22 protein-coding genes are annotated in these 22643 nt (G+C 65.3%); 10 read left to right on the top strand and 12 right to left on the bottom strand.

What is annotated here, in order from left to right; genetic code table 11:
• Positions 1–158 precede the first annotated feature (158 nt).
• Positions 159–3047, bottom strand: coding sequence for a ribonucleoside-diphosphate reductase subunit alpha (locus LOY33_RS19305; protein WP_043862582.1), 2889 nt, complete (start codon positions 3045–3047; stop codon positions 159–161).
• A gap of 728 nt (positions 3048–3775) precedes the next feature.
• On the opposite strand from LOY33_RS19305, the gene LOY33_RS19300 reads away from it, so the two are divergent.
• The 3 genes from LOY33_RS19300 to LOY33_RS19290 are packed head-to-tail and all read left to right on the top strand — an operon-like array spanning position 3776 to position 6631.
• Positions 3776–4501: a response regulator transcription factor gene (locus LOY33_RS19300; protein ID WP_054914711.1), complete on the top strand. Its 726-nt coding sequence runs from the start codon at positions 3776–3778 to the stop codon at positions 4499–4501.
• A complete protein-coding gene (locus tag LOY33_RS19295; RefSeq protein WP_054914710.1) occupies positions 4498–6129 on the top strand; it encodes an ATP-binding protein in 1632 nt (543 codons plus the stop codon). The genes LOY33_RS19300 and LOY33_RS19295 overlap by 4 nt, the downstream gene beginning before the upstream one ends.
• Positions 6116–6631, top strand: coding sequence for a (2Fe-2S)-binding protein (locus tag LOY33_RS19290; RefSeq protein ID WP_258659733.1), 516 nt, complete (start codon positions 6116–6118; stop codon positions 6629–6631). The genes LOY33_RS19295 and LOY33_RS19290 overlap by 14 nt, the downstream gene beginning before the upstream one ends.
• Positions 6632–6640: 9 nt before the next feature.
• Here the strand turns inward: LOY33_RS19290 and LOY33_RS19285 are convergent, their stop codons facing one another.
• Both LOY33_RS19285 and LOY33_RS19280 read right to left on the bottom strand, forming a co-directional pair.
• A complete protein-coding gene (locus LOY33_RS19285; protein ID WP_258659728.1) occupies positions 6641–7342 on the bottom strand; it encodes a 4'-phosphopantetheinyl transferase in 702 nt (233 codons plus the stop codon).
• 101 nt (positions 7343–7443) lie between these two features.
• Positions 7444–8235, bottom strand: a complete 792-nt coding sequence (locus tag LOY33_RS19280) for a dienelactone hydrolase family protein (RefSeq protein ID WP_253086725.1) — start codon at positions 8233–8235, stop codon at positions 7444–7446.
• A 132-nt stretch (positions 8236–8367) separates the two neighbouring features.
• Between LOY33_RS19280 and LOY33_RS19275 the strand changes: the two genes are divergently transcribed.
• From LOY33_RS19275 to LOY33_RS19260, 4 genes are all read left to right on the top strand, one after another.
• Complete coding sequence (locus LOY33_RS19275; protein WP_043862576.1) at positions 8368–8970, top strand: membrane protein; 603 nt, start codon at positions 8368–8370, stop codon at positions 8968–8970.
• 111 nt (positions 8971–9081) lie between these two features.
• Positions 9082–9759, top strand: coding sequence for a response regulator (locus tag LOY33_RS19270; RefSeq protein WP_043862575.1), 678 nt, complete (start codon positions 9082–9084; stop codon positions 9757–9759).
• Positions 9756–11102, top strand: coding sequence for an ATP-binding protein (locus LOY33_RS19265; protein ID WP_043862574.1), 1347 nt, complete (start codon positions 9756–9758; stop codon positions 11100–11102). The genes LOY33_RS19270 and LOY33_RS19265 overlap by 4 nt, the downstream gene beginning before the upstream one ends.
• Before the next feature lie 298 nt (positions 11103–11400).
• Complete coding sequence (locus tag LOY33_RS19260; RefSeq protein WP_054914705.1) at positions 11401–12729, top strand: dicarboxylate/amino acid:cation symporter; 1329 nt, start codon at positions 11401–11403, stop codon at positions 12727–12729.
• A gap of 111 nt (positions 12730–12840) precedes the next feature.
• Here the strand turns inward: LOY33_RS19260 and LOY33_RS19255 are convergent, their stop codons facing one another.
• Together LOY33_RS19255 and LOY33_RS19250 are read right to left on the bottom strand one after the other, a co-directional pair.
• Entirely contained in the window at positions 12841–13335 is a 495-nt protein-coding gene (locus tag LOY33_RS19255) for a SprT family zinc-dependent metalloprotease (protein WP_043862572.1), read from the bottom strand.
• 128 nt (positions 13336–13463) lie between these two features.
• On the bottom strand, positions 13464–14063 hold the full coding sequence (locus LOY33_RS19250; protein ID WP_043862571.1) for a Yip1 family protein: 600 nt from the start codon (positions 14061–14063) through the stop codon (positions 13464–13466).
• 268 nt (positions 14064–14331) lie between these two features.
• Here LOY33_RS19250 and ttcA point away from each other — a divergent pair, with 268 nt between their 5' ends.
• The gene (ttcA, locus tag LOY33_RS19245; protein WP_054914704.1) at positions 14332–15156 is read left to right on the top strand and encodes a tRNA 2-thiocytidine(32) synthetase TtcA; all 825 of its coding nucleotides are present in this window, start codon (positions 14332–14334) and stop codon (positions 15154–15156) included.
• A gap of 5 nt (positions 15157–15161) precedes the next feature.
• Positions 15162–15833 carry a DNA-3-methyladenine glycosylase I gene (locus LOY33_RS19240; protein ID WP_043862569.1) on the top strand — a complete coding sequence of 224 codons (672 nt, stop codon included), beginning with the start codon at positions 15162–15164 and terminating at the stop codon, positions 15831–15833.
• Positions 15834–15930: 97 nt separating this feature from the next.
• Here LOY33_RS19240 and LOY33_RS19235 read toward each other — a convergent pair whose 3' ends face one another.
• Genes LOY33_RS19235 through arsC form a run of 3 tightly spaced genes read right to left on the bottom strand, consistent with a single transcriptional unit; the run spans position 15931 to position 17292 of the window.
• Positions 15931–16344, bottom strand: coding sequence for a DUF2069 domain-containing protein (locus tag LOY33_RS19235; protein ID WP_043862568.1), 414 nt, complete (start codon positions 16342–16344; stop codon positions 15931–15933).
• Positions 16337–16942, bottom strand: coding sequence for an NAD(P)H:quinone oxidoreductase (gene wrbA / locus LOY33_RS19230; protein WP_043862567.1), 606 nt, complete (start codon positions 16940–16942; stop codon positions 16337–16339). Before wrbA ends, LOY33_RS19235 begins: the two co-directional genes overlap by 8 nt.
• On the bottom strand, positions 16939–17292 hold the full coding sequence (gene arsC / locus LOY33_RS19225) for an arsenate reductase (glutaredoxin) (protein WP_054914702.1): 354 nt from the start codon (positions 17290–17292) through the stop codon (positions 16939–16941). The genes wrbA and arsC overlap by 4 nt, the downstream gene beginning before the upstream one ends.
• Positions 17293–17379: 87 nt before the next feature.
• On the opposite strand from arsC, the gene LOY33_RS19220 reads away from it, so the two are divergent.
• Positions 17380–17844 (top strand): TlpA disulfide reductase family protein, encoded by a 465-nt coding sequence (locus LOY33_RS19220; RefSeq protein WP_043862565.1) that lies wholly within the window; start codon positions 17380–17382, stop codon positions 17842–17844.
• A gap of 84 nt (positions 17845–17928) precedes the next feature.
• On the opposite strand, the gene LOY33_RS19215 is transcribed toward LOY33_RS19220, so the two are convergent.
• The 4 genes from LOY33_RS19215 to LOY33_RS19200 all read right to left on the bottom strand — a co-directional run bounded on the left by LOY33_RS19215 (position 17929) and on the right by LOY33_RS19200 (position 22609).
• The gene (locus LOY33_RS19215; RefSeq protein WP_078479811.1) at positions 17929–18321 is read right to left on the bottom strand and encodes an META domain-containing protein; all 393 of its coding nucleotides are present in this window, start codon (positions 18319–18321) and stop codon (positions 17929–17931) included.
• An 8-nt stretch (positions 18322–18329) separates the two neighbouring features.
• Positions 18330–18767, bottom strand: a complete 438-nt coding sequence (locus tag LOY33_RS19210; protein ID WP_043862563.1) for a hypothetical protein — start codon at positions 18765–18767, stop codon at positions 18330–18332.
• A gap of 31 nt (positions 18768–18798) precedes the next feature.
• On the bottom strand, positions 18799–19788 hold the full coding sequence (locus LOY33_RS19205; RefSeq protein WP_043862562.1) for a 2-hydroxyacid dehydrogenase: 990 nt from the start codon (positions 19786–19788) through the stop codon (positions 18799–18801).
• A 67-nt stretch (positions 19789–19855) separates the two neighbouring features.
• On the bottom strand, positions 19856–22609 hold the full coding sequence (locus LOY33_RS19200) for a response regulator (RefSeq protein ID WP_043862561.1): 2754 nt from the start codon (positions 22607–22609) through the stop codon (positions 19856–19858).
• Positions 22610–22643: the final 34 nt, after the last annotated feature.

Raw genomic sequence — 22643 nt, 5'->3', positions numbered from 1 at the left:
GGAATGCTTCCGGGGGCGCAGCCCCTCGGGGAGGGCGGGGTGACCCGCACCTGGGTGTTCGGCGATAGAGGCCGGTGGTTGTGCCGACCTCTTCGCTGGCAAGGCCAGCGCCTACAGGGTAGGCGCAAGGCACCGCTTGCAAGCGGCGCCTTCAGGCCTTACTGGCAGGCTTCGCAGTCTGGCTCGTCGATCGCGCAGGCTTTTGGCACTGGGGCAGGGCCGGCTGGCGCTGCTGCCTGGACCGGGGCGCTGTCGCCACCGCTGGACACGGCGTTGAGCTTGCCGGTGCTGATGGTCGACTTCTCGGTGCTGGTGGCGGCCAGGGCACGGAGGTAGTAGGTGGTTTTCAGGCCACGGTACCAGGCCATGCGGTAGGTCACGTCCAGCTTCTTGCCCGAAGCGCCGGCAATGTACAGGTTCAGCGACTGGGCCTGGTCGATCCACTTCTGGCGACGGCTGGCTGCATCGACGATCCATTTGGTCTCGACTTCGAACGCGGTGGCGTACAGGTCCTTGAGCTCCTGCGGAATACGCTCGATCTGCTGCACCGAACCATCGTAGTACTTCAGGTCGTTGATCATGACCGAGTCCCACAGGCCGCGGGCCTTCAGGTCGTGGACCAGGTACGGGTTGATCACGGTGAACTCGCCCGACAGGTTCGATTTCACGTACAGGTTCTGGTAGGTCGGCTCGATCGACTGCGAAACGCCGGTGATGTTGGCGATGGTCGCGGTCGGTGCGATGGCCATGATGTTCGAGTTGCGAATGCCTTTCTGCACACGGGCACGTACCGGTGCCCAGTCCAGGCTCTCGTTCAGGTCGACATCGATGTACTGCTGGCCACGTTGCTCGATCAGGATCTGTTGCGAGTCCAGCGGCAGGATGCCCTTGGACCACAGCGAACCCTGGAACGTCTCGTAGGCGCCACGCTCATCGGCCAGGTCGCAGGAGGCCTGGATCGCGTAGTAGCTGACCGCTTCCATCGACTTGTCGGCGAACTCGACCGCAGCGTCCGAACCGTACGGGATGTGCTGCAGGTACAGCGCGTCCTGGAAGCCCATGATGCCCAGGCCCACAGGGCGGTGCTTGAGGTTCGAGTTGCGCGCCTGCGGCACGGAGTAGTAGTTGATGTCGATCACGTTGTCGAGCATGCGCACGGCAGTGTTCACGGTGCGTTGCAGCTTGGCGGTGTCCAGCTTGCCGTCGACGATGTGGTTCGGCAGGTTGATCGAGCCCAGGTTGCAGACCGCGATCTCGTCCTTGTTGGTGTTCAGGGTGATCTCGGTGCACAGGTTCGAGCTGTGGACCACGCCCACGTGCTGCTGCGGCGAACGCAGGTTGCACGGGTCCTTGAAGGTCAGCCAAGGGTGGCCGGTCTCGAACAGCATCGACAGCATCTTGCGCCACAGGTCTTTGGCCTGGACGGTCTTGAACACCTTGATCTTGTTGTACTCGGTCAGGGCTTCGTAGTACTCGTAGCGCTCTTCGAAGGCCTTGCCGGTCAGGTCGTGCAGGTCTGGTACTTCGCTTGGCGAGAACAGGGTCCACTTGCCGTCATCGAAGACACGCTTCATGAACAGGTCGGGGATCCAGTTGGCGGTGTTCATGTCGTGGGTACGACGACGGTCATCACCGGTGTTCTTGCGCAGCTCGATGAATTCTTCGATATCCAGGTGCCAGGTTTCCAGGTAGGCACAGACCGCGCCCTTGCGCTTGCCGCCCTGGTTGACCGCAACAGCGGTGTCGTTGACCACCTTGAGGAAGGGCACGACGCCCTGGGACTTGCCGTTGGTGCCCTTGATGTAGGAGCCCAGTGCACGCACAGGGGTCCAGTCGTTGCCCAGGCCACCGGCGAATTTCGACAGCATGGCGTTGTCGTGGATCGCGTGGTAGATGCCCGACAGGTCGTCCGGCACGGTGGTCAGGTAGCAGCTCGACAGCTGCGGACGCAGGGTGCCGGCGTTGAACAGGGTCGGGGTCGAGGCCATGTAGTCGAACGACGACAACAGGTTGTAGAACTCGATCGCACGGGCTTCCTTGTCTTTCTCTTCCAGCGCCAGGCCCATGGCCACGCGCATGAAGAACACCTGTGGCAGCTCGAAGCGCACGCCATCCTTGTGGATGAAGTAGCGGTCGTAGAGGGTCTGCAGGCCCAGGTAGGTGAACTGCTGGTCGCGCTCGTGATTGATCGCCTTGCCCAGACGCTCCAGGTCGAAGTCGGCCAGGGCAGGGTTGAGCAGTTCGAACTGCACGCCCTTGGCCACGTAGGCAGGCAGCGCCTTGGCGTACAGCTCGGCCATTTCGTGGTGGGTGGCGCTGTCGGCCACTTCGAGGAAGCTCAGGCCTTCGGCACGCAGGGTGTCCATCAGCAGGCGGGCGGTGACGAACGAGTAGTTCGGCTCGCGCTCTACCAGGGTACGGGCGGTCATCACCAGGGCGGTGTTGACGTCCTTGATGGCCACGCCGTCGTACAGGTTCTTCAGGGTTTCGCGCTGGATCAGCTCGCCATCGACTTCGGCCAGGCCTTCGCAGGCCTCGGTGATGATGGTGTTCAGGCGGTTCATGTCCAGCGGCGCGAAGCTGCCGTCGGCCAGGCTGATGCGGATGCTCGGGTGCGGCTGTACCGAGGCGTCGGCCGGAGTGCGGGTGGCACGCTCCTTGGCACGCTGGTCACGGTAGATCACGTAGTCACGGGCGACTTTCTGCTCGCCGGCGCGCATCAGGGCCAGTTCGACCTGGTCCTGGATCTCTTCGATATGGATGGTGCCGCCCGAAGGCATGCGACGCTTGAAGGTGGCGGTGACCTGCTCGGTCAGGCGGGCGACGGTGTCGTGGATGCGCGACGAGGCGGCAGCGGTACCGCCTTCAACTGCGAGGAACGCTTTGGTGATGGCCACGGTGATCTTGTCGTCGGTGTAGGCGACGACAGTGCCGTTACGCTTGATCACGCGCAGTTGGCCGGGGGCGGTGGCAGCCAGATCCTGGTTCGAATCAGCGGCCTGCGGCGCCAGCGCCTGCGGGTTCTCGCGAGTTGTGTCGGTTTGCATGGGTGTCTCCACGTTCTCTATGTTTGTTCAGATGCCTTTTGGGCACCTACCGTTCCGTCCGAAAGCTCGCCAACTTGCCCACCGGCGCATGCGCGCCTGGCCGGGCAGGGTCTACCGACTTCGGGACAGATCAGGAAAAAAAGGGGCAATCGCTTGCCGCTCCCTGGCCGAAGTCAAAGGTTCTGGGCCACGGCCCAAAAACTGTTGCTGACGGGGTTGCACTTGCAACACCCGTACCCGAAACAAGGCCCATCGCGGGCTTGCACCGGTCGCCTTCCGCAGGAGCGGTTTGGCTGCGAATTTCAATCAAAGTTCAAGCAAAAAAAGCGCCTCTGAAGGCTTGAGTTCTCTGCTCCACTTGTGCTTGGATTTTTGTTCAAAACCCAACATGTAGTGTTTTGTCGCGCTGGGGATACAAGATAATGCGGTATCGGGGGTATTGCAAGGCAGTGGCCTGTGGATAACGTGTGGGTAGATTGTGCGTGATTATGGGCAAAGCCTTGTAGGCCGCGTCCCACCGCCATTCCACCGCTCGTCACTCTTTTTTTGCCCGGGCAAAGCGTCGCAGGGGCATTTTTGAGGGCGCGAACCCTATCACAAAAAACGCACTTGTCCAGCGACTTTGGCGCGGCTTTTTCCGGCGCCCGGCAGTGGTAGTATCGCGGGCCAATGTTGCCCTTTATTGAAGGGCTTCACTCCAACAATAAAAAGCCCAGCCGAGGTGATCCGTGCAGCAGCCCAACAGTCAGGTGTTGATCGTCGAGGATGACGAGCGTCTAGCCGAGCTGACCCGTGACTACCTGCAAGCCAATGGCTTCGACGTGGCGGTGGAGGGCGATGGAGCGAAGGCGGCGGCGCGCATCGTGGCCGAGCAGCCAGACCTGGTGATCCTCGACCTGATGCTGCCCGGCGAGGACGGCCTGAGCATCTGCCGCAAGGTGCGCACGCAGTACAACGGGGTCATCCTGATGCTCACCGCGCGCAGCGAGGACCTGGACCAGGTGCAGGGCCTGGACCTGGGCGCCGACGATTACGTGTGCAAGCCGGTGCGCCCGCGCCTGTTGCTGGCGCGGATCAACGCCTTGCTGCGTCGCACCGAGGTGCCGGCCACCACGGGCGAGCGCCAGAGCCTGCAGTTCGGCCCGCTGCGGGTGGACAACACCCTGCGCGAAGCCTGGCTTGGCGACAACGGCATCGAGCTGACCGCTGCCGAGTTCGACCTGCTGTGGCTGCTGGTGAGCAACGCGGGGCGCATCCTGTCCCGCGAAGAGATCTTTACCTCCCTGCGCGGGGTGGGCTATGACGGCCAGGACCGCTCCATCGATGTGCGCATCTCGCGCATCCGCCCCAAGATAGGCGACGACCCCGACCACCCGCGCATGATCAAGACGGTGCGCAGCAAAGGCTACCTGTTCGTGGGCGAGGCTGCCCAGGCGCTGGGCCTGGTTGAATGAACTCGATATTCCTGCGCATCTACGGCGGCATGCTGGCCGCCCTGGTGCTGGTGGCGTTGCTGGGCGCGCTCAGCCTGCACCTGCTCAACGAGGTGCGTGCCGAGCAGTACCGCGAGCGCCTGGCCCACGGCACCTTTACCCTGATGGCCGACAACCTGGCCCCCATGAGCGATGTGGAGCGTACCCGGGCGCTGGCGATATGGGGGCGCCTGCTGGGCATTCCGCTGGCCCTCGCCTCGATCGATCAGGCCGCCCTCGACGGCAGCCAGCGCACCCGCCTGCAACGCGGGCATGTGCTGGTGCAGCGCACCGGCCCCCATGCGGCGCGGGTGCTGCGCCAGGTGCGCGGGCAGAACCTGTTGCTGACCGGCGAGGTGCAGCAGATCAGCGAGCAACTGGCCCGCGCCACCATCTACCTGCTGGCCGACGAACTGGTGCGTTACCCGGTGGGCGAGCAGCCGCAGCGCCTGGCCGAACTCAAGCAGAGCAAGGGGTTTGGCTTCGACCTGCGCCTGCTCAGCCTCGACCAGACCGACATGGACGGCGACCAGCGCCGTCGCGTCGACGAAGGCGACACCGTGATGGCGCTGGGCAAGGACGGCAACTCGATCCGCGTGTTCGCCGGCATGGTGGCCACGCCCTGGGTGCTGGAGATCGGGCCGCTGTATCAGATGAACCCGTATCCACCGCAGATGCTGCTGGTGATCGCGGCGCTGGGGCTGTGCCTGATCGGCCTGATCGTGTACCTGCTGGTACGCCAGCTGGAGCGGCGTCTGTCGGGCCTGGAGGCGGCAGCCACGCAGATTGCCCAGGGTAGCCTGGACGTGCGGGTGGCAGCGGACGACGCCGACTCGGTGGGGCGCCTGGCCGCGGCGTTCAACCATATGGCCGGGCACCTGCAGCAATCGCTGAACATGCAGCGCGAACTGGTGCGGGCGGTGTCCCATGAGCTGCGCACCCCGGTGGCGCGCCTGCGCTTTGGCCTGGAGATGGTCGAGAACGCCAGCAGCGAGCACGCCCGCGAGAAATACCTGCTGGGCATGGACAACGACATTCAGGACCTCGACCGACTGGTCGACGAGATGCTCACCTACGCACGTCTTGAGCAAGGGGCGCCGGCCCTGAACTTCCAGCGTATCGACCTGGACGCCTTGCTCGACCAGGTGATTGCCGAACTGGCGCCGCTGCGCCGCGAGGTGCGGGTGCTGCGCGGGCCGTGCCAGGGCGGCGAGCAGGGGGCGTGGGTCGAGGCCGAGCCGCGCTACCTGCACCGCGCCCTGCAGAACCTGGTGAGCAATGCGATGCGCCACGCCGAGTCGCAGGTCAGCCTGAGCTATCAACTGGGCGCCCAGCGCTGTCGCATCGACGTCGAGGACGATGGGCCGGGGGTGCCGCAAAGCGCCTGGTCGCGCATCTTCACGCCCTTTACCCGCCTGGACGACAGCCGTACCCGCGCCTCTGGCGGGCACGGGCTGGGCTTGTCGATCGTGCGGCGGATCATCTACTGGCATGCCGGGCGCGCCCTGATCGGCAAGAGCGAGCGCCTGGGTGGTGCCTGCTTCAGCCTGAGCTGGCCACGCGCGCATGACGCGGAGCAGGCGCAGGAGGACGGCCTTGAGGCTCGCTGAGCTGTTGCGCCCCGACGCCTTCGATGCCCTGCTGCTGGGGCTGTACGGCCCCGAGCTGATGCCGGCGCAACGGCCGGTGCTGGTGTCGCAATGGTCCAAGTACTATTTCGCCGTGCTGTGGCGTGCGGCCCTGGTCGGGCGCGCCCCGTTGCAGATTCAGGCGCTGGCGGTGACGCTGGATGGGCGCGGCCTGCCAACCGACCTGTCGACGTCCGCGGCGGTGGGCGGTGTGGTGGCGGTACTGGAACGGCACCTGCCAGCCATCGTCGATCAACTGGCCGTGCTGGGCAGCGTGCCGGCGGCGGTGTTGTGGGGCAATGCCGGTGACTGCCTGGAGCAGATTGCAGGTGAGCGGCCCGAGGTCCAGCGGTTGCTGGATACGCCCGGCAACCCGCTGTACGACGCGGTGCGCTACACCCCTGACGGGCGGCGGGTCAGGCGCACCTGTTGCCTGAGCTACAAGGTGGAGTGGGTAGGGCGCTGCGCGCAGTGCCCGCTGTAAGCCTGCGGCTCACACGCTGACCAGGCTCAGCAGCTGATCGCCCTGCAGGCTGAACTGCCCCTGGATTTCCCGGCCGTGGCACCACAGCGGCGACAGGTCGGTGAGCAGGCGCAGGCGGGCGTGGCCATCGGCGGACCACTCCAGCAGTTCGGCGTGCTCGAAATAGAAGCGCTTGCGCACTATGGGGTACAGCGCCTTGAACAGGCTTTCCTTGAGGGAGAAGGTCAGCGTGGTGGTCAGGCTCAGCTGGCTGCGGTCCATGCGCTGCAGCTCATCGGCAGTGAGGATTTCGCCCATCAGGCGTTCGGCGCGTTCGGTCTCCAGCAGGTTTTCCTGGTCCAGGCCCAGGCCCTGGCAGTCGCTGCTGCGGGCCACCACGGCGGCCGCCCAGCCCTTGCCGTGGGTGATCGAGCCGCTGATGCCGGCCGGCCATAGGGGGGCGCGGTCGTCGTCGGTGGCGGGCAGGTAGTCGCGCCCGTCCAGGCGCTGCAGGGCGGCGCGGGCGCACACGCGGCCGGCCAGGTACTCGGCCTGGCGCTTGGCCACCGAGCGTTGCAGGCTGGGGGTGGGTTCGATGGCGGCGCGCCGGAAGTCATCGGCGGCGAGGTTGGCCGGGTCGAAGGCGCAGCTGACCAACACCGCACCGGGGACCGGGTGGGGCAGGGGCCAGTGGTGCTGGAGCGGGGCGCAGCAGTGCGGGAGTCGATTCATGGGCGCTATTGTGCCGTGGCCCACGAGCCTTCGCCAGCAACGCTGGCGCCTGCAGGTTCACGCGGCCTGCCGCAGGAGCCAGCGTTGCCGCCAGGCGGGCTTCAGTCAAACACCTTCTTCAAGAACACCTGCAGGTCTGCCCACGAGCTTTCATCGGCGGCCTTGTCATAGCCGATATCCGGCCCGCCGTGCTCGCCGTGGCTCAGGCGGTCGGCATCCGGGTTGGTGAAGCCATGCTTGGCCCCCGGGATGCTCACGAACTTCAGGTCGGCGCCGGCTGCCTCCATCTCCTTCCTGAACGCAGCCACCTGCTCGGGGGTTACCATGCTGTCGCTGGCGCCATGCTCCACCAGCAACGGCGCCTTCACACTGCCGCTGGTTGCCGGCGTGGCCGTCACCAGCGCTCCGTGAAAGCTCGCCACCCCCGCCAGCGGCTCACTGCGCCGCGCAGCGTCCAGCACCACCTTGCCGCCGAAGCAGTAGCCGATGGCGGCGATCTTGTCGGGGTTGGTCTGCGGTTGGATCTTCAGCAACTCGACCCCGGCATCGAAGCGTGTTGCCGCCGTCTTCGGGTCTTTCAGGGCCGCCGCCATGAACGCCTGCGCATCGGCCGGGTGCTCGGTGTTCTTGCCGTCGCCATACATGTCGATGGCCAGCGCGCTGTAGCCCAGCCCGGCCAGGTCGCGGGCACGGCGCTTGGCATAGTCGTTCAGCCCCCACCATTCGTGCACCACCACCACCCCGGGACGTTCGCCCTTCACGGCGTCGTCATAGGCGTAGTAGCCCACCAGGCGCTTGCCGTCGGCGTCCTGGTAGTCGATCTGGCGGGTTTGCACCGAGGCCTGGGCCAGGCCAGTGGCGCCGATCAGGGCAAGTGCGAGCAGGTAACGCATGGTCAGTCTCCTTTTTTCCGTTGATGCCCGCTCGTTCAGCCGGGGTTCAGCCAGCATTCAGCGGCGGTTCAGGGCGCCCTGCTTACTCTAGCTCCCACACAAACACCGCGCATCACTCTGGAGTACACACTCATGAAAAGCCTCAATACCGTACTGATCGCCATCACCATGCTGGGTGCCAGCTCCCTGGTACAGGCTGCCGACACCACCTTCGCCGGCCTCACCTACGGCCAGACCAGCGACAAGATCAAGAAGTCCGGCTTGCTCAGCAGCAACACCGACCACCTCAACACCGACGGCATCATCAGCAAGGACGGCACCTGGGGTGCGCGCATTGGTCAGCAGAACGACCAGGGCCGCTACTACCTCACCTACGACAACGTCTCCAACAACCACAGCGGCCTGAAAATGCGCCAGGAAAACCTGCTGGGCAGCTACGACGTGTTCTATCCGCTGGGTAGCAGCACCAAGGCATTCGGCGGTGCGAGCCTGGGCGTGACCAAGCTCAGCCAGGAATCCTCCGGCTACAGCCGCGACACCGACACCGGCTACGCCTACGGCCTGCAGGCTGGCGTACTGCAACAGGTCAGCAGCAATGCTTCGGTCGAGTTGGGCTACCGCTACCTGCGCAGCAACGCCACCACCGAACTGTCCGAGCACGACGGCGACAAGCTCGGTGCCCTGCGCCTGAAAAGCAGCGCGCAAACCTACCTGTCGGCCAACTACCTGTTCTGAACCCCCGCGCAATACCCGAACCGGCCTTCACTCTGGCCGGTTCGCTGTTATTCTGCCGTTATGTAGCGAGATGCCCGGCCAAGCAGGCCGGGCCTGGTTATGGAGGAGCGTATGAAACTGCTGGTGGTCGAGGATGAAGCCCTGTTGCGGCATCACCTGTTCAGCCGTCTGAGCGAAAGCGGGCATGTGGTCGAAGCGGTGGCCAATGCCGAGGAGGCGCTGTACCAGGCCGAACAGTTCAATCACGACCTGGCCATCGTCGACCTGGGCCTGCCGGGCATGAGCGGGCTGGACCTGATCCGCCAACTGCGCAGCCAGGGCAAGACATTTCCTATCCTGATTCTCACCGCCCGTGGCAACTGGCAGGACAAGGTCGAAGGCCTGGCCGCCGGTGCCGACGACTACGTGGTCAAGCCGTTCCAGTTCGAAGAGCTGGAGGCGCGCCTGAATGCGCTGCTGCGCCGCTCCAGCGGCTTCACCCAGTCGACCATCATCGCCGGCCCCCTGCGCCTGGACCTCAACCGCAAGCAGGCGCTGCTCGATGACCAGCCCCTGGCATTGACCGCCTACGAATACCGCATCCTCGAATACCTGATGCGCCATCACCAGCAGGTGGTGGCCAAGGACCGTCTGATGGAGCAGCTGTACCCCGACGACGGCGAGCGTGACCCCAACGTGATAGAAGTGCTGATCGGCCGCCTGCGCCGCAAGCTCGAGGGCGACAACGGCTTCAAGCCCATCGACACGGTACGTGGCCTGGGCTACCTGTTCACCGAGCGCTGCCTGTGATTCGTTCGCTGCGCCTGCGCCTGATGCTGGCCGCAGCGGTGCTGGCGCTGCTGTTCATGCTGGCCCTGTTGCCGGCCCTGCAGAAGGCCTTCAGCCTGGCCCTGCAGGAGTCCATCGAGCAGCGCCTGGCCTCGGACGTGACCACGCTGATCTCGGCGGCGCGCATAGACGGCGGCAAGCTGCAGATGCCCGATCTGCTGCCGGACGAGAAATTCAACCTGCCCGACAGCCGCCTGCTCGGCTACATCTACGACCGCCAGGGCAACCTGGTGTGGCGTTCGCGTGCCACCAACGACGAGAACATCAACTACACACCCCGCTACGACGGACGCGGCAACGAGTTCGCGCGCATCCGCCAGGACCACGGCGAGGAGTTCTTCGTCTATGACGTGGAGGTCAAGCTGCTGGGCGGCAAGAGCGCGGCCTTCAGCATCGTTGCCCTGCAACCGGTGCGCGAGTACCAGCAAACCCTCAACGGCCTGCAAGAGAAGCTCTACCTGGGCTTTGGCGCGGCGCTGCTGGCCCTGATGCTGCTGCTCTGGGCCGGGCTGACCTGGGGCCTGCGCTCGCTGCGGCGCATGAGCGTGGAGCTGGACGACGTGGAGTCCGGCGCCCGCGAGGGCCTCAGTGCCGAACACCCGCGCGAGCTGTTGCGCCTGACCGGCTCGCTCAACCGCCTGCTGCGCAGCGAGCGCGAGCAGCGCGGGCGCTACCGCGACTCGCTGGATGACCTGGCGCATAGCCTCAAGACCCCGCTGGCGGTGCTGCAAGGGGTCAGCGAAAGCATGGCCCAGCGCGAAGGCGAGCGCGAGCAGGCGCGGGTGCTGCAGAGCCAGATCGAGCGCATGAGCCAGCAGATCGACTACCAGTTGCAGCGCGCCAGCCTGCGCAAGAGCGGCCTGGTGCGCCACCAGGTGGCCTTGCACCCGCTGCTCGACAGCCTGTGCAGCACCCTGGCCAAGGTCTACCGCGACAAGCAGGTGCACATCACCTATGCAGTGCCCGACCAGGCACTGGTACCCATGGAGCAGGGCGCATTGCTCGAACTGCTCGGCAACCTGCTGGAAAACGCCTACCGTCTGTGCCTGGGGCAGATCCGCATCAGCCTGCGGGTCAGCGACACGGCGCTGGAGCTGTGTGTCGAGGACGACGGCCCGGGCGTACCGGTGCACCAGCGCGAACGTATCCTGCAGCGGGGCGAGCGCCTCGATCGCCAGTACCCGGGGCAGGGCATCGGCCTGGCGGTGGTCAAGGACATCATCGAGAGCTACGACGCCACCCTCACTCTCGACGATTCGCCCCTGGGCGGCGCAGCCTTCCGTATCCGCTTTCCGCTCGACTGAGCGCCTGTCACATTCCGCCCAGTGGGCGGATTACCGCCATCATCGGGTCTATTCTTTGAGTGCCGGGCGGAAATCCGCCAACTGGCGCGTCCTGCCTTGCTGCCTTGCGGTGCACGAAATGCCCTGAAACAGGGTGTTTGCACCGCCTTGGCACATCCTGGCATCAGCCTTGCTATTGACTCCGCAGAGCATTGCCACGCAGCTCGACACAACAAATCCCTCCAATGCAGGAGGGTTCGCGCTTTAGGTGCCGATCGCCTCCTGGGAAGGATGGGCCGGCACATTGAGGAAAATAGCCATGACGACGCGTCAGCCGCTGTACAAATCGCTGTATATCCAGGTGATCATCGCCATCACCATCGGTATCTTGCTGGGTCACTTCTATCCCGACACCGGTGTGGCGCTCAAGCCGCTGGGTGACGGTTTCGTCAAACTGATCAAGATGGTCATCGCCCCCATCATCTTCTGCACCGTGGTCAGCGGCATCGCCGGCATGCAAAGCATGAAATCGGTCGGCAAGACCGGCGGCTACGCGCTGCTCTACTTCGAAATCGTCTCGACCATCGCGCTGATCATCGGCCTGGTCGTGGTCAACGTGGTCAAGCCGGGTGCCGGCATGCACATCGACGTGACCACCCTCAACGCCAGCAGCGTGGCTGCCTATGCCGCCGCCGGTGCGCAGCAGACCACCGTCGGCTTCCTGCTCAACATCATCCCCAACACCGTGGTCGGTGCCTTCGCCAACGGCGACATCCTGCAGGTGCTGATGTTCTCGGTGATCTTCGGTTTCGCCCTGCACCGCCTGGGTGCCTACGGCAAGCCGCTGCTGGACCTGATCGACCGCTTCGCCCACGTCATGTTCAACATCATCAACATGATCATGAAGCTGGCCCCGATCGGTGCCTTCGGTGCCATGGCCTTCACCATCGGCCAGTACGGCGTGGGTTCGCTGGTGCAGCTGGGCTACCTGATGGCCTGCTTCTACATCACCTGCCTGCTGTTCATCCTGGTGATTCTGGGCGGCATCGCCCGTGCCCACGGTTTCAGCGTACTCAAGCTGATCCGCTACATCCGTGAAGAGCTGATGATCGTGCTCGGCACCTCGTCGTCCGAGTCGGCCCTGCCGCGCATGCTGGCCAAGATGGAGCGTCTGGGCGCGAAGAAATCGGTGGTTGGCCTGGTGATCCCGACCGGCTACTCGTTCAACCTGGACGGCACCTCGATCTACCTGACCATGGCTGCGGTGTTCATCGCCCAGGCCACCGACACCACCATGGACATCACCCACCAGATCACCCTGCTGCTGGTGCTGCTGGTGGCCTCCAAGGGTGCTGCAGGCGTTACCGGCAGCGGCTTCATCGTGCTGGCCGCGACCCTGTCGGCGGTTGGCCACCTGCCGGTTGCCGGCCTGGCGCTGATCCTGGGTATCGACCGCTTCATGTCCGAAGCCCGCGCCCTGACCAACCTGATCGGCAACGCGGTGGCAACCGTGGTGGTGGCCAAGTGGGTCAACGAGCTGGACGAAGACAAGCTGCAAGCCGAGCTGGCTTCGGGTGGTTCGCCGCTGGTCGACACCCGTCCTACCGACGACCTGGGTGTCGCCGAAGGTGCGGTGCGCCAGGGCTGAGGTTAGCCAAACGCAAAAAGCCCATCTTCGGATGGGCTTTTTTTTGTGCCTGTGCAGGCGTCTTCGCCGCAAGGTCGGCTCCCGCAGGGCCCTGGCTTGCCGGCGAAGCGTCTACTCCACCCGCGTCTCGCCGGTGAACACCAGCGTCTGCCGACACCGCCGGCACAGATACCGCCGCCCCTGGCGCACCAGCCCGTGGCGCTGCGCCGAGAACGGAAAGTCACTGCCCGCACATGGGCACTTGTAGATGTAGCGGGTCACGCTGCGGCGCTTGACTGCATAGTTGTGGCAGCGGTTGGGTGGCAGCTCGTACACCCCGCGCATGATCAGCTGCCACTCCTCGCCATGGGGCTGGATGCGGTCGCCGAACAGTTGATGCGCCACCAGGTGCGCGACTTCGTGTGGCACGGTCTGGCGCAGGAAGTCTTCACTGTTCTCGCGGTACAGCTGCAGGTTGAAGCGCAGCAGGTTTTCGTGCAGGTGCGCGACACCGGCCTTCTGCCCGCGCAGCTTGAAGCTCACCTCGGGACGCAGGAAGGGGCGCTTGAAAAAACTTTCGGCTTGCTGGTAACAGCTTTCGACGCGGGAATTGAGCAGCTCTGGCATAACGGTTGGACACTCCTGGCCGGCAATTATGCCGCAACCCGGGCGGCGCTGCCGAGACCGCTGGTCCGCACAGCATCAAGCCGCCTTGCGGCGGCCTGATGGGTACAGCCCCTAGGTTGGCGTATTGTCTAGCTGGTATAGACGGGCCCCACGCCCAGTCCCCAGACGATCACGGTGAAGGCCATGATGGCAACCAGCACCACCAGCCCCACCGCCAGCACCGAACTCGAGAACAGAAAGCCCTCGTCGGACGGGATGTTCATGAAGGTCGGCAGGCCCACGTACAGCAGGTACACCGTGTAGCAGATGGCTGCCGTGCCGACGATCATTCCCAGCCACAGGTGCGGGTACAGCGCCGCCAGGCCGCCGATGAACAGCGGGGTGGCGGTGTAGGTGGCGAACGCGATGCATTGGGCCATGCTCGGGGTGGCGTCGTAGGTGCGCGCCATCCAGTGGATGAAGGCGCCCATCACCGCGACGCCGCCCAGCATGGCCAGGTAGGACATCACGGTCATCCAGATCGCACTGTCGACGGTGAGCATGACCGGTGCGCGGTTGCCGATCACCCAGCCCACCTGGGTGGTGCCGATGAACGCGGAAACGGCGGGTATCGCCGCCAGTATCAAGGTGTGGGTCAGGTACATGTGGCTGATGGTTTCGTCTTCGCCACGGATTTCTTTCCATTCCTGGTCAGGATGGGTGAACAGCCCCAGAACGTGATGGATCATGCCAGTCACTCCCTCGTTGTTGCCATCGCCCCCCAGCGGAGCGCTTGCGCGGCCCAGTGGCTGGGCCTGACGGGATCAGGTCACGCTTGCTGTGGCCTTATGACGCAGTATAGGAAGGGGTTCGCTGCACAAATCCGCTTTTTTAGAGCAAATTGCGCTGTAAGCGCGGCGCTTCATTTCCTTGCAGTCTTTATCGGATGGGCTACGCGAGCGTCAGGTTTGTGCGTAAAATGTGCCGCTTTTGTCACACCTTGCGGATTCAATCGCCATGGGCACCCTTTCGGTCAACCAGAACAAACTGCAAAAACGCCTGCGTCGCCTTGCCGGCGAAGCCGTCGCCGACTTCAACATGATCGAAGAGGGCGACAAGGTCATGGTCTGCCTGTCGGGCGGCAAAGACAGCTACACCATGCTCGATGTTCTGCTGCACCTGCAGAAAGTGGCGCCGATCAAGTTCGACATCGTCGCGGTCAACATGGACCAGAAGCAGCCAGGCTTCCCCGAGCACATCCTGCCGGCCTACCTCGCGACCCTGGGCATCGAGTACCACATCGTCGAGAAAGACACCTATTCGGTGGTCAAGGAACTGATCCCGGAAGGCAAGACCACCTGCTCGCTGTGCTCGCGCCTGCGTCGCGGCACGCTGTACACCTTCGCCGACGAGATCGGTGCGACCAAGATGGCCCTGGGGCATCACCGCGACGATATCGTCGAGACCTTCTTTCTCAACATGTTCTTCAACGGCACGCTCAAGGCCATGCCGCCCAAGCTGCGCGCCGACGACGGTCGCAACGTGGTGATCCGTCCGCTGGCCTACTGCGCCGAGAAGGACATCCAGGCCTACTCGGACATGAAGCAATTCCCGATCATCCCGTGCAACCTGTGCGGCTCGCAGGAAAACCTGCAGCGCCAGGTGGTCAAGGACATGCTGGTGGAGTGGGAGCGCAAGACCCCGGGACGCACCGAGAGCATCTTCCGCGGCCTGCAGAACGTGGTGCCGTCGCAGCTGGCGGACCGCAACCTGTTCGACTTCACCAACCTGCGCATCGATGAAACCGCCACCCCACGGTTCGTCGATGTTCTGAACCTCTGACCGGCATGCGCGATTATCAGTGGCTGCATGAATTCTGCCTGAACCGCTTCGGTTCGGCGGCGGCGCTCGAGGCGCACCTGCCCGAGCCGTTGAGCCCGGCGCAGCTGCGCCAGATCAGCGACGACCGCTACCTCTCGACCATGGCCCTGCGGGTGTTTCGCGCCGGGCTCAAGCACAGCCTGGTGGACGCCAAGTGGCCGGCGTTCGAGCAGGTGTTCTTTGGCTTCGCCCCAGAGAAGGTGGTGCTGATGGGCGCCGAGCACCTGGAGCGGCTGATGCAGGACACCCGCATCATCCGCCACCTGGGCAAGCTCAAGAGCGTGCCGCGCAATGCGCAGTTCATGCTCGACGTGGCCAGGGAGAAGGGCAGTTTCGGTGCGTTGATCGCCGACTGGCCGGTGACCGACATCGTCGGCCTGTGGAAGTACCTGGCCAAGCAGGGCAACCAGATGGGCGGGCTGTCGGCGCCGCGTTTTCTGCGCATGGTCGGCAAGGACACCTTCGTGCCGAGCAATGACGTGGTGGCGGCGCTGGTGGCGCAGGATGTGATCGACCGGCAGCCGACCAGCCAGCGCGACCTGGCCACCGTGCAGCAGGCGTTCAACCAGTGGCATGCCCAGAGCGGGCGGCCGATGTGCCAGTTGTCGATGATGCTGGCGTATACCGTCAACCATTGAGAACGACGGTGTCGCAATCGCGGGTCAAGCCCGCTCCCACAAGGACCGTGGTAATCCTGTGGGAGCGGGCTTGACCCGCGATAGGCGCGCCGCCTATTCAGACGCCTTCCCCCGCCACCCGCCGCTCATACTGAAAGCGCCAGCGCACAAACAGCAGCGCACTCACGAACAGCACCAGGCTGATCCCCACTTCCAGCCACCCCAGCAGCGCCCGCGCCGGGTCGAACGCGGCCAGCACGCCCTTGATGAAGTACAGGTTCACCACGAAGCACGTCCACGCATGGGCCCGTGCACTGCCCATCAGCATGCCCGGCAGCACCAGCAGCAACGGCACCAGCTCGATGGCCAGGATCACCCCCACGCGCGCGCCGTGCAGGTTGGCGAACCACAGGTTGTTCACCGTCAGCAACGCCATCAGGCTGAAAAACGCCACCAGGCTCAGCACCCGGGTAGCGCGCACACGTGGCTCCAGCCACTCCAGCGGCGGCAGCACCTTGGGCTTCTTAGCCACGGCCGTTCTCCAGCAGTTTGGCAGTGCTCGCCAGGCGCTGGCCCAGGGCACGGCACAGGGCGATCTCGTCGGCGTCCAGGTCGCGCTTGCCATCGGCCCCGGCATGGTGGCTGGCGCCATACGGCGTGCCGCCGCCCCGGGTGTCGAGCAAGGCCGATTCGCTGTAGGGCAGCCCCATGATCAGCATGCCGTGGTGCATCAGCGGCAGCAGCATCGACAGCAGGGTCGACTCCTGGCCGCCATGCAGGCTGGCCGTGGAGGTGAACGCCGCCGCCGGCTTGCCCACCAGCCCGCCACTCAGCCACAGGCTGCTGGTGCCGTCGATGAAATACTTGAGCGGCGCGGCCATGTTGCCGAAGCGCGTCGGGCTGCCCAGGGCCAGGCCCGAGCAATGGCGCAGGTCGTCGAGGGTGGCATACAGCGCGCCGTTCTCGGGGATGTCGGGGGCCACCGCTTCACACTCGGTGGAAATCGCCGGCACCGTGCGCAGGCGCGCCTCCAGCCCACCCAGTTCGACGCCACGGGCAATCTGCCGGGCCATTTCGCTGGTGGAGCCGTGGCGGCTGTAGAACAGGATCAGGATATAGGGCGCGCTCACGGCAGAATCTCCAGCACCTTCTCGGGCGGCCGGCCAATCACGGCCTTGTTGCCCGCCACCAGGATCGGGCGTTCGATCAGCTTGGGGTGCCGGGCCATGGCGTCGATCAACTGGTCGTCGCTCAGGGCCGGGTCGGCCAGGCCCAGGGTCTTGTATTCGTCTTCGCCACTGCGCAGCAGCTGGCGTGCGCCGATGCCCAGCTTGCCGAGCAGGGCCTTGAGGGTGGCGGCGTCGGGTGGGGTTTCCAGGTAGCGCACCACCTCCGGGGTCAGGCCACGGGCTTCGAGCAATTCCAGCGCGCCACGGGACTTGGAGCAGCGCGGGTTGTGATACAGGGTCAGTTCGGTCATGTTCGGGGTCGCATCCGGCAGGGGGTGGCGGCTATTCTAACCGCAGCGAATTGGCATTTTGCCTGAATCTTGAAGAAGGATTGACCCATGACAAGGCGATTGGCAGCAGCCCTGGCCATCACCGCGAGCCTGTTGCTCGGCGGATGCGGTGTGGACTACGGCCTCGACCAGAACGGCAATGCGGTGAAAGCCGAGCAGATCGAAGGGCGCTGGGTGGTGCTCAACTACTGGGCCGAATGGTGCGGGCCGTGCCGCACCGAGATCCCCGAACTGAACGCAGCCGCCAAGGACTGGCAGGCGCAGGGGATCACCGTACTGGGGGTGAATTTCGACGGCTTGCGCGGCGATGAGCTGAAAAAGGCCAGCCAGGCGCTGGGCATCGACTTCACCGTGCTGGCCGACGACCCGGCCGAGCGCTACGACCTGCCGCGCAGCGAGGCGCTGCCGGTGACCTACATCATCGACGACAAGGGCAAGGTGCGTGAGCAGTTGATGGGCGAGCAGACGGCCGAGGGGCTGGCCGAGAAGATCAAGGTGCTAAAGGGCGCCTGATCGGCGGTGCGCCGATCGCGGGTCAAGCCCGCTCCCACAGCGTTGTGGGGCGGGCCTGGCCCGCGATGCAGGCGATGCGGGCTGTCAGCCTTCCTCAGGCCAGAAGCGCAGCGGCTTGCCCTGTTCGGGCCAGAAGCGCACCTGCTCGATCGGCGAAATGTCCCAGCGCTGCACGGTCTCCAGCGCCTTCAGAAAGCGCTTTTCCTGCTCCATCAGCGCCGGCGCGCACTGCTTGCGCGTGCTGCCCACCGGGCCAAAGCTGAGTTTCTCGCCGTCCAGCGTATACGGCGCAAACCAGTGGTTGCAGCCGGCATTGCCATACGCCCGGCCATCCTCGGCCAGCGTCAGGGTCAGGTGGCTGTAGTCGATCAGCGGACGTTCGCCAATCCACTCCAGCACGTAGCTCTGTTCCTGTTGCAGCTTCATCGGCTCGGCTGCGCAACCGGCCAGGGTCGCGACCACCGCTGCACAGACCATCACGGGTTTCACTTTGCAGCCTCCTGGCATTTCGGGCACAGGTGCTTGTCGCCCTGTGTGCGCCAACCCAATTCGGCGATGCGCGCCACGGCCGCCGGCTTCTGCGCCTTGGTGCCCAGTTTGGCATCCACGGCGAATTCGAAGTCCAGGGTGGCCTGGCAGCCATCGCAGTTGACCTGCCATGCATGAATCGCCAGCTCGCCGAACACCGGGCCCGCCGCTACCGCCACCCACTGGCCGGTGGGGTTGATCAGGTGGCGCACGGTCTCGACCGTCAGGCGCATCGACAGGGTCTTGCTGCCCTTGAGGGTCACCAGCAGTACGTCGCCTTTCTGGATCGAGCCACCGTTGCCGGTGACCTGATAGCGACCGGGTACCAGCGAGCGGCATTCGATCAGGGTGTGTTGCGGATTGAACAGGGTGTAGCGGAAATCGTGTTCGACCATGGGTCCTCCAAATATGGCGCGTATCCTAGCATCATCCCTCGACCAGATTCTGCGGATTGCCTGCCGCCCAGCGGGCAATGTTCTCCAGCGTGGTGGCGGCGATCGCCGCCAGTGCCTCGCGGGTCAGGAAGGCCTGGTGCGCGGTCACGATCACGTTGGGGAAGGTCAGCAGCCGCGCCAGCACGTCGTCCTGCAACGGCAGGTCGGAGCGGTCCTCGAAAAAGATCTGCGCCTCCTCCTCGTACACGTCCAGCCCCAGGTAGCCGAGCTGGCCGCTCTTGAGCGCGTCGATCAGCGCCGGTGTGTCGACCAGCGCGCCGCGCCCGGTATTGATCAGCATGGCGCCCGGCTGCAGGCTGGCCAGGCTCTGCGGGTTGATCAGGTGCCGGGTCTGCGGCGTGAGCGGGCAGTGCAGGCTGATGATGCGCGATTCGCGCAGCAGCTCCGGCAGGTCCAGGTAACGTGCACCCAGCGCCTCCACCTCGGGGTTGGGGTAGGGGTCGTACGCCAGCAGCTGGCAGCCGAAGCCTGCCATGATCCGCGCAAACGCCAGGCCGATCTGGCCGGTGCCGACCACGCCGACGGTCTTGCCGTGCAGGTCGAAACCGGTCAGCCCGTGCAGGCTGAAATCGCCCTCGCGGGTGCGGTTGTAGGCACGGTGCAGGCGGCGATTGAGGGCAAGAATCAGTGCCACGGCGTGTTCGGCCACCGCATGCGGCGAGTAGGCCGGCACCCGCACCACCGTCAGCCCAAGGCGCTTGGCGGCGGCCAGGTCGACATGGTTGTAGCCGGCCGAGCGCAGCGCGATCAGGCGCGTGCCGCCGGCCTTGAGGCGGCTCAGCACCGGCGCCGAGAGGTCGTCGTTGATGAACGCGCACACTACCTCGTAGCCTTCGGCCAGTGCCGCAGTGTCTTCGGTCAGGCGCGCGCCTTGAAAGTGCAGCGCCAGTTGCGTGGCCCCTGGCGCGCTGCTGAAGCTGTCCTGGTCATAGTGTTGGCTGCTGAAGAGCAAGGCTTGCATGGCATGGTTCCCAAGGGTCGGATGCCGTCAGTGTAACCAACCGGCAAGGCCCGGGCCTTGCCAGAGATCAGGCGCTCTGGCGGGCCACGGTCGTCAGGCGGTTGATGGCCTGGTCCAGTTCGTCGAGGGCACGCTGGGCCTCGGGGTCGTCCTGCTTGAGCAGGGTTTCGCTGCGCTGGCAGGCGGCGCGCAGCTGCGGTACGCCGCAATAGCGCGTGGCGCCATTGAGTCGGTGCACGCGCTCGATGGTGGCGTGGCGGTCGTCGGCCTCGCGGGCGCAGCGGATCGCGTCGCGGTCGGCATCCAGCGAAGCCAGCAGCATGGCCAGCATGTCGGCGGCCAGGTCCGGCTTGCCTGCCGCCAGGCGCAGGCCTTCCTCAGGGTCCAGCACCTTCAGGTCGTTGCCGTCGACCGGCAGTTCGGCGCCGCGCTCGTTGGTCGGGCTGCCCAGTTGCAGGCCGGTCCACTTCAGCACCACCTGGGCCAGCTGGCGCTCACTGATCGGCTTGGTCAGGTAGTCGTCCATGCCGCTGTGCAGCAGGGCGCGCTTCTCGTTGGCCATGGCATGCGCGGTCAAGGCCACGATCGGCAAGGCCGGGGCGCTGCGCGTGGCCTCCCACTGGCGGATCTGTTCGGTGCATTCGCGCCCGTCCATCACCGGCATCTGTACGTCCATCAGCACCAGGTCGAAGTGCTCGTCCTGCACTGCGCTGATCGCCGCATGGCCGCTGTCCACCGCCAGCACATCGGCGCCGAGGTCTTCGAGCAGGGTCTGCACCAGCAGCAGGTTGGCCGGGTTGTCGTCCACGCACAGCACGCGGGGCTGGCGCTGGCCGCTGGGCACCTTGTATTCGCCGCTGGTGCGCCTGGGCTGCACCAGCTCGAGCAGGGCCCGGCGCACCTTGCGCGTACACGCAGGCTTGGCGTGCAGCTGGCCGTGGGCATTGGGCAGGTGCGGGTGGTACAGCGCCTGTTCGGTGGTGGGGCACAGCACCAGGGCCTGACAGGCAAAGTGCTCCAGGCGCTGGATGTACTGGCCCAGGCGCTCGGGCGCCAGCGATTGCAGGTTGACCCCCATGATCGCCAGCTCGAACGGCTGGCCGGCAAGAAAGGCGGCCTCGATACCCTTGAGCAACTGCTCGCTGGTGGTGAAGGTGGTCACGTCCAGGCCGCAGTCCTGCATCTGGTGCGCCAATGCCTGGCGGGCCAGTTCGTGGTCGTCCACGATTGCCATGCGCCGGCCTTGCAGCGCCTGGGGTGGCAGGTCCTCGGCGTCGTCGCGGGCCTTGGGCAGGTTGAGGCTGATCCAGAACTGCGAACCCTCGCCCGGGGTACTGTCGACGCCGATCTCGCCGCCCATCTGTTCGATCAGGCGCTTGGAGATCACCAGCCCCAGGCCGGTGCCGCCGGGCTGGCGCGACAGCGAGTTGTCGGCCTGACTGAAGGCCTGGAACAGGGCACGCACATCCTGGCTGGACAGGCCGATGCCGGTGTCCTGCACGCAGATGCGCAATTGCACGCTGTCTTCGGTTTCGTCATCGAGCATGGCGCGGGCAACGATGGTGCCTTCGCGGGTGAACTTGATCGCATTGCTCACCAGGTTGGTGAGGATCTGCTTGAGCCGCAGCGGGTCGCCCACCAGCGACAGCGGGGTGTCGCGGTACACCAGGCTGACCAGTTCGAGCTGCTTGGCGTGGGCCGCCGGGGCGAGGATGGTCAGGGTGTCCTGGATCAGGTCGCGCAGGTTGAACGGGATGCTGTCGAGCACCAGTTTGCCGGCCTCGATCTTGGAGAAGTCGAGGATCTCGTTGATGATTCCCAGCAGGCTGTCGGCGGATTTTTCGATGGTACCCAGGTAGTCGAGCTGGCGCGGGGTCAGTTCGCTTTTCTGCAGCAGGTGGGTAAAGCCCAGGATGCCGTTGAGCGGCGTGCGGATCTCGTGGCTCATGTTGGCCAGGAATTCGGACTTGATGCGGCTGGCTTCCAGGGCTTCCTTGCGCGCCATGTCCAGCTCGATGTTCTGGATCTCGATGGTCTCAAGGTTCTGGCGCACGTCCTCGGTGGCCTGGTCGATGCTGTGCTGCAGCTCTTCATGGGCGTTGTGCAGGGTTTCGGCCATGCGGTTGATGCCATTGGCCAGTTCATCCAGCTCATGGCTGCCCAGGCTCGGCAGGCGCTGTTCGAGGTTGCCGTCCTTGAGCTGGTTGACCGCGAACTTGATCTGCCCGATGGGGCCGTTGATGGTGCGGCTCATGCGCAGCGCCAGCAGGGCGGTCGCGCCCAGGCCCACCAGAATCAGCAGCAGGCTGGCGAACAGGCTGCGGTAGCCGCGCAGCAGCGTGCCATCGTGGGACAGCTCGATCTCGACCCAGCCCAGCAGGCGGTCGGCTTCACCGGGAACCCGTTCGCCGGCCAGCTCGCGATGGCGGCCGAACACCGGCAACAGGTAGCGCGTGGCATCGTTGCCGCTGCGTTGCAGCAACTGGGTGCCGCCACCGCTGGGCTGCTGGTTGAGCATGCTCGGGCCGGCGTGGGCCAGGTGGCTGCGGTCGGGGTGCAGAAACGACACGGCGCGCACGTCGGCCTGCTCCAGCGCCTCGGCGGCGATGCGCTCGAGCTGCGCCGAATCGTTGCGGGCCAGCACCGGGGCCACCAGGGGCGCCAGTTGCTCGGCGATCATGCGACCGCGTTGCAGCAGCTGGGCCTGCAGTTCGCTTTGCTGCAACCAGGTGAAGTAACCACCCAGCACCAGCGCCATCATGCTGGCCGGGAGCAGGGCGAGCAGCAGTACGCGGCTTCTGATTCCCAATCGATTCAGCACGCCCACTCTCCTGTGCTCGGTTAGCGCTGTAGGA

Origin of the sequence: Pseudomonas sp. B21-036 (genome assembly GCF_024748925.1) — a bacterium.
GTDB lineage: Bacteria > Pseudomonadota > Gammaproteobacteria > Pseudomonadales > Pseudomonadaceae > Aquipseudomonas > Aquipseudomonas palmensis.
The sequence above is the reverse complement of the archived record's forward strand: the minus strand, read 5'-3'. Positions and strand labels throughout refer to the sequence as shown.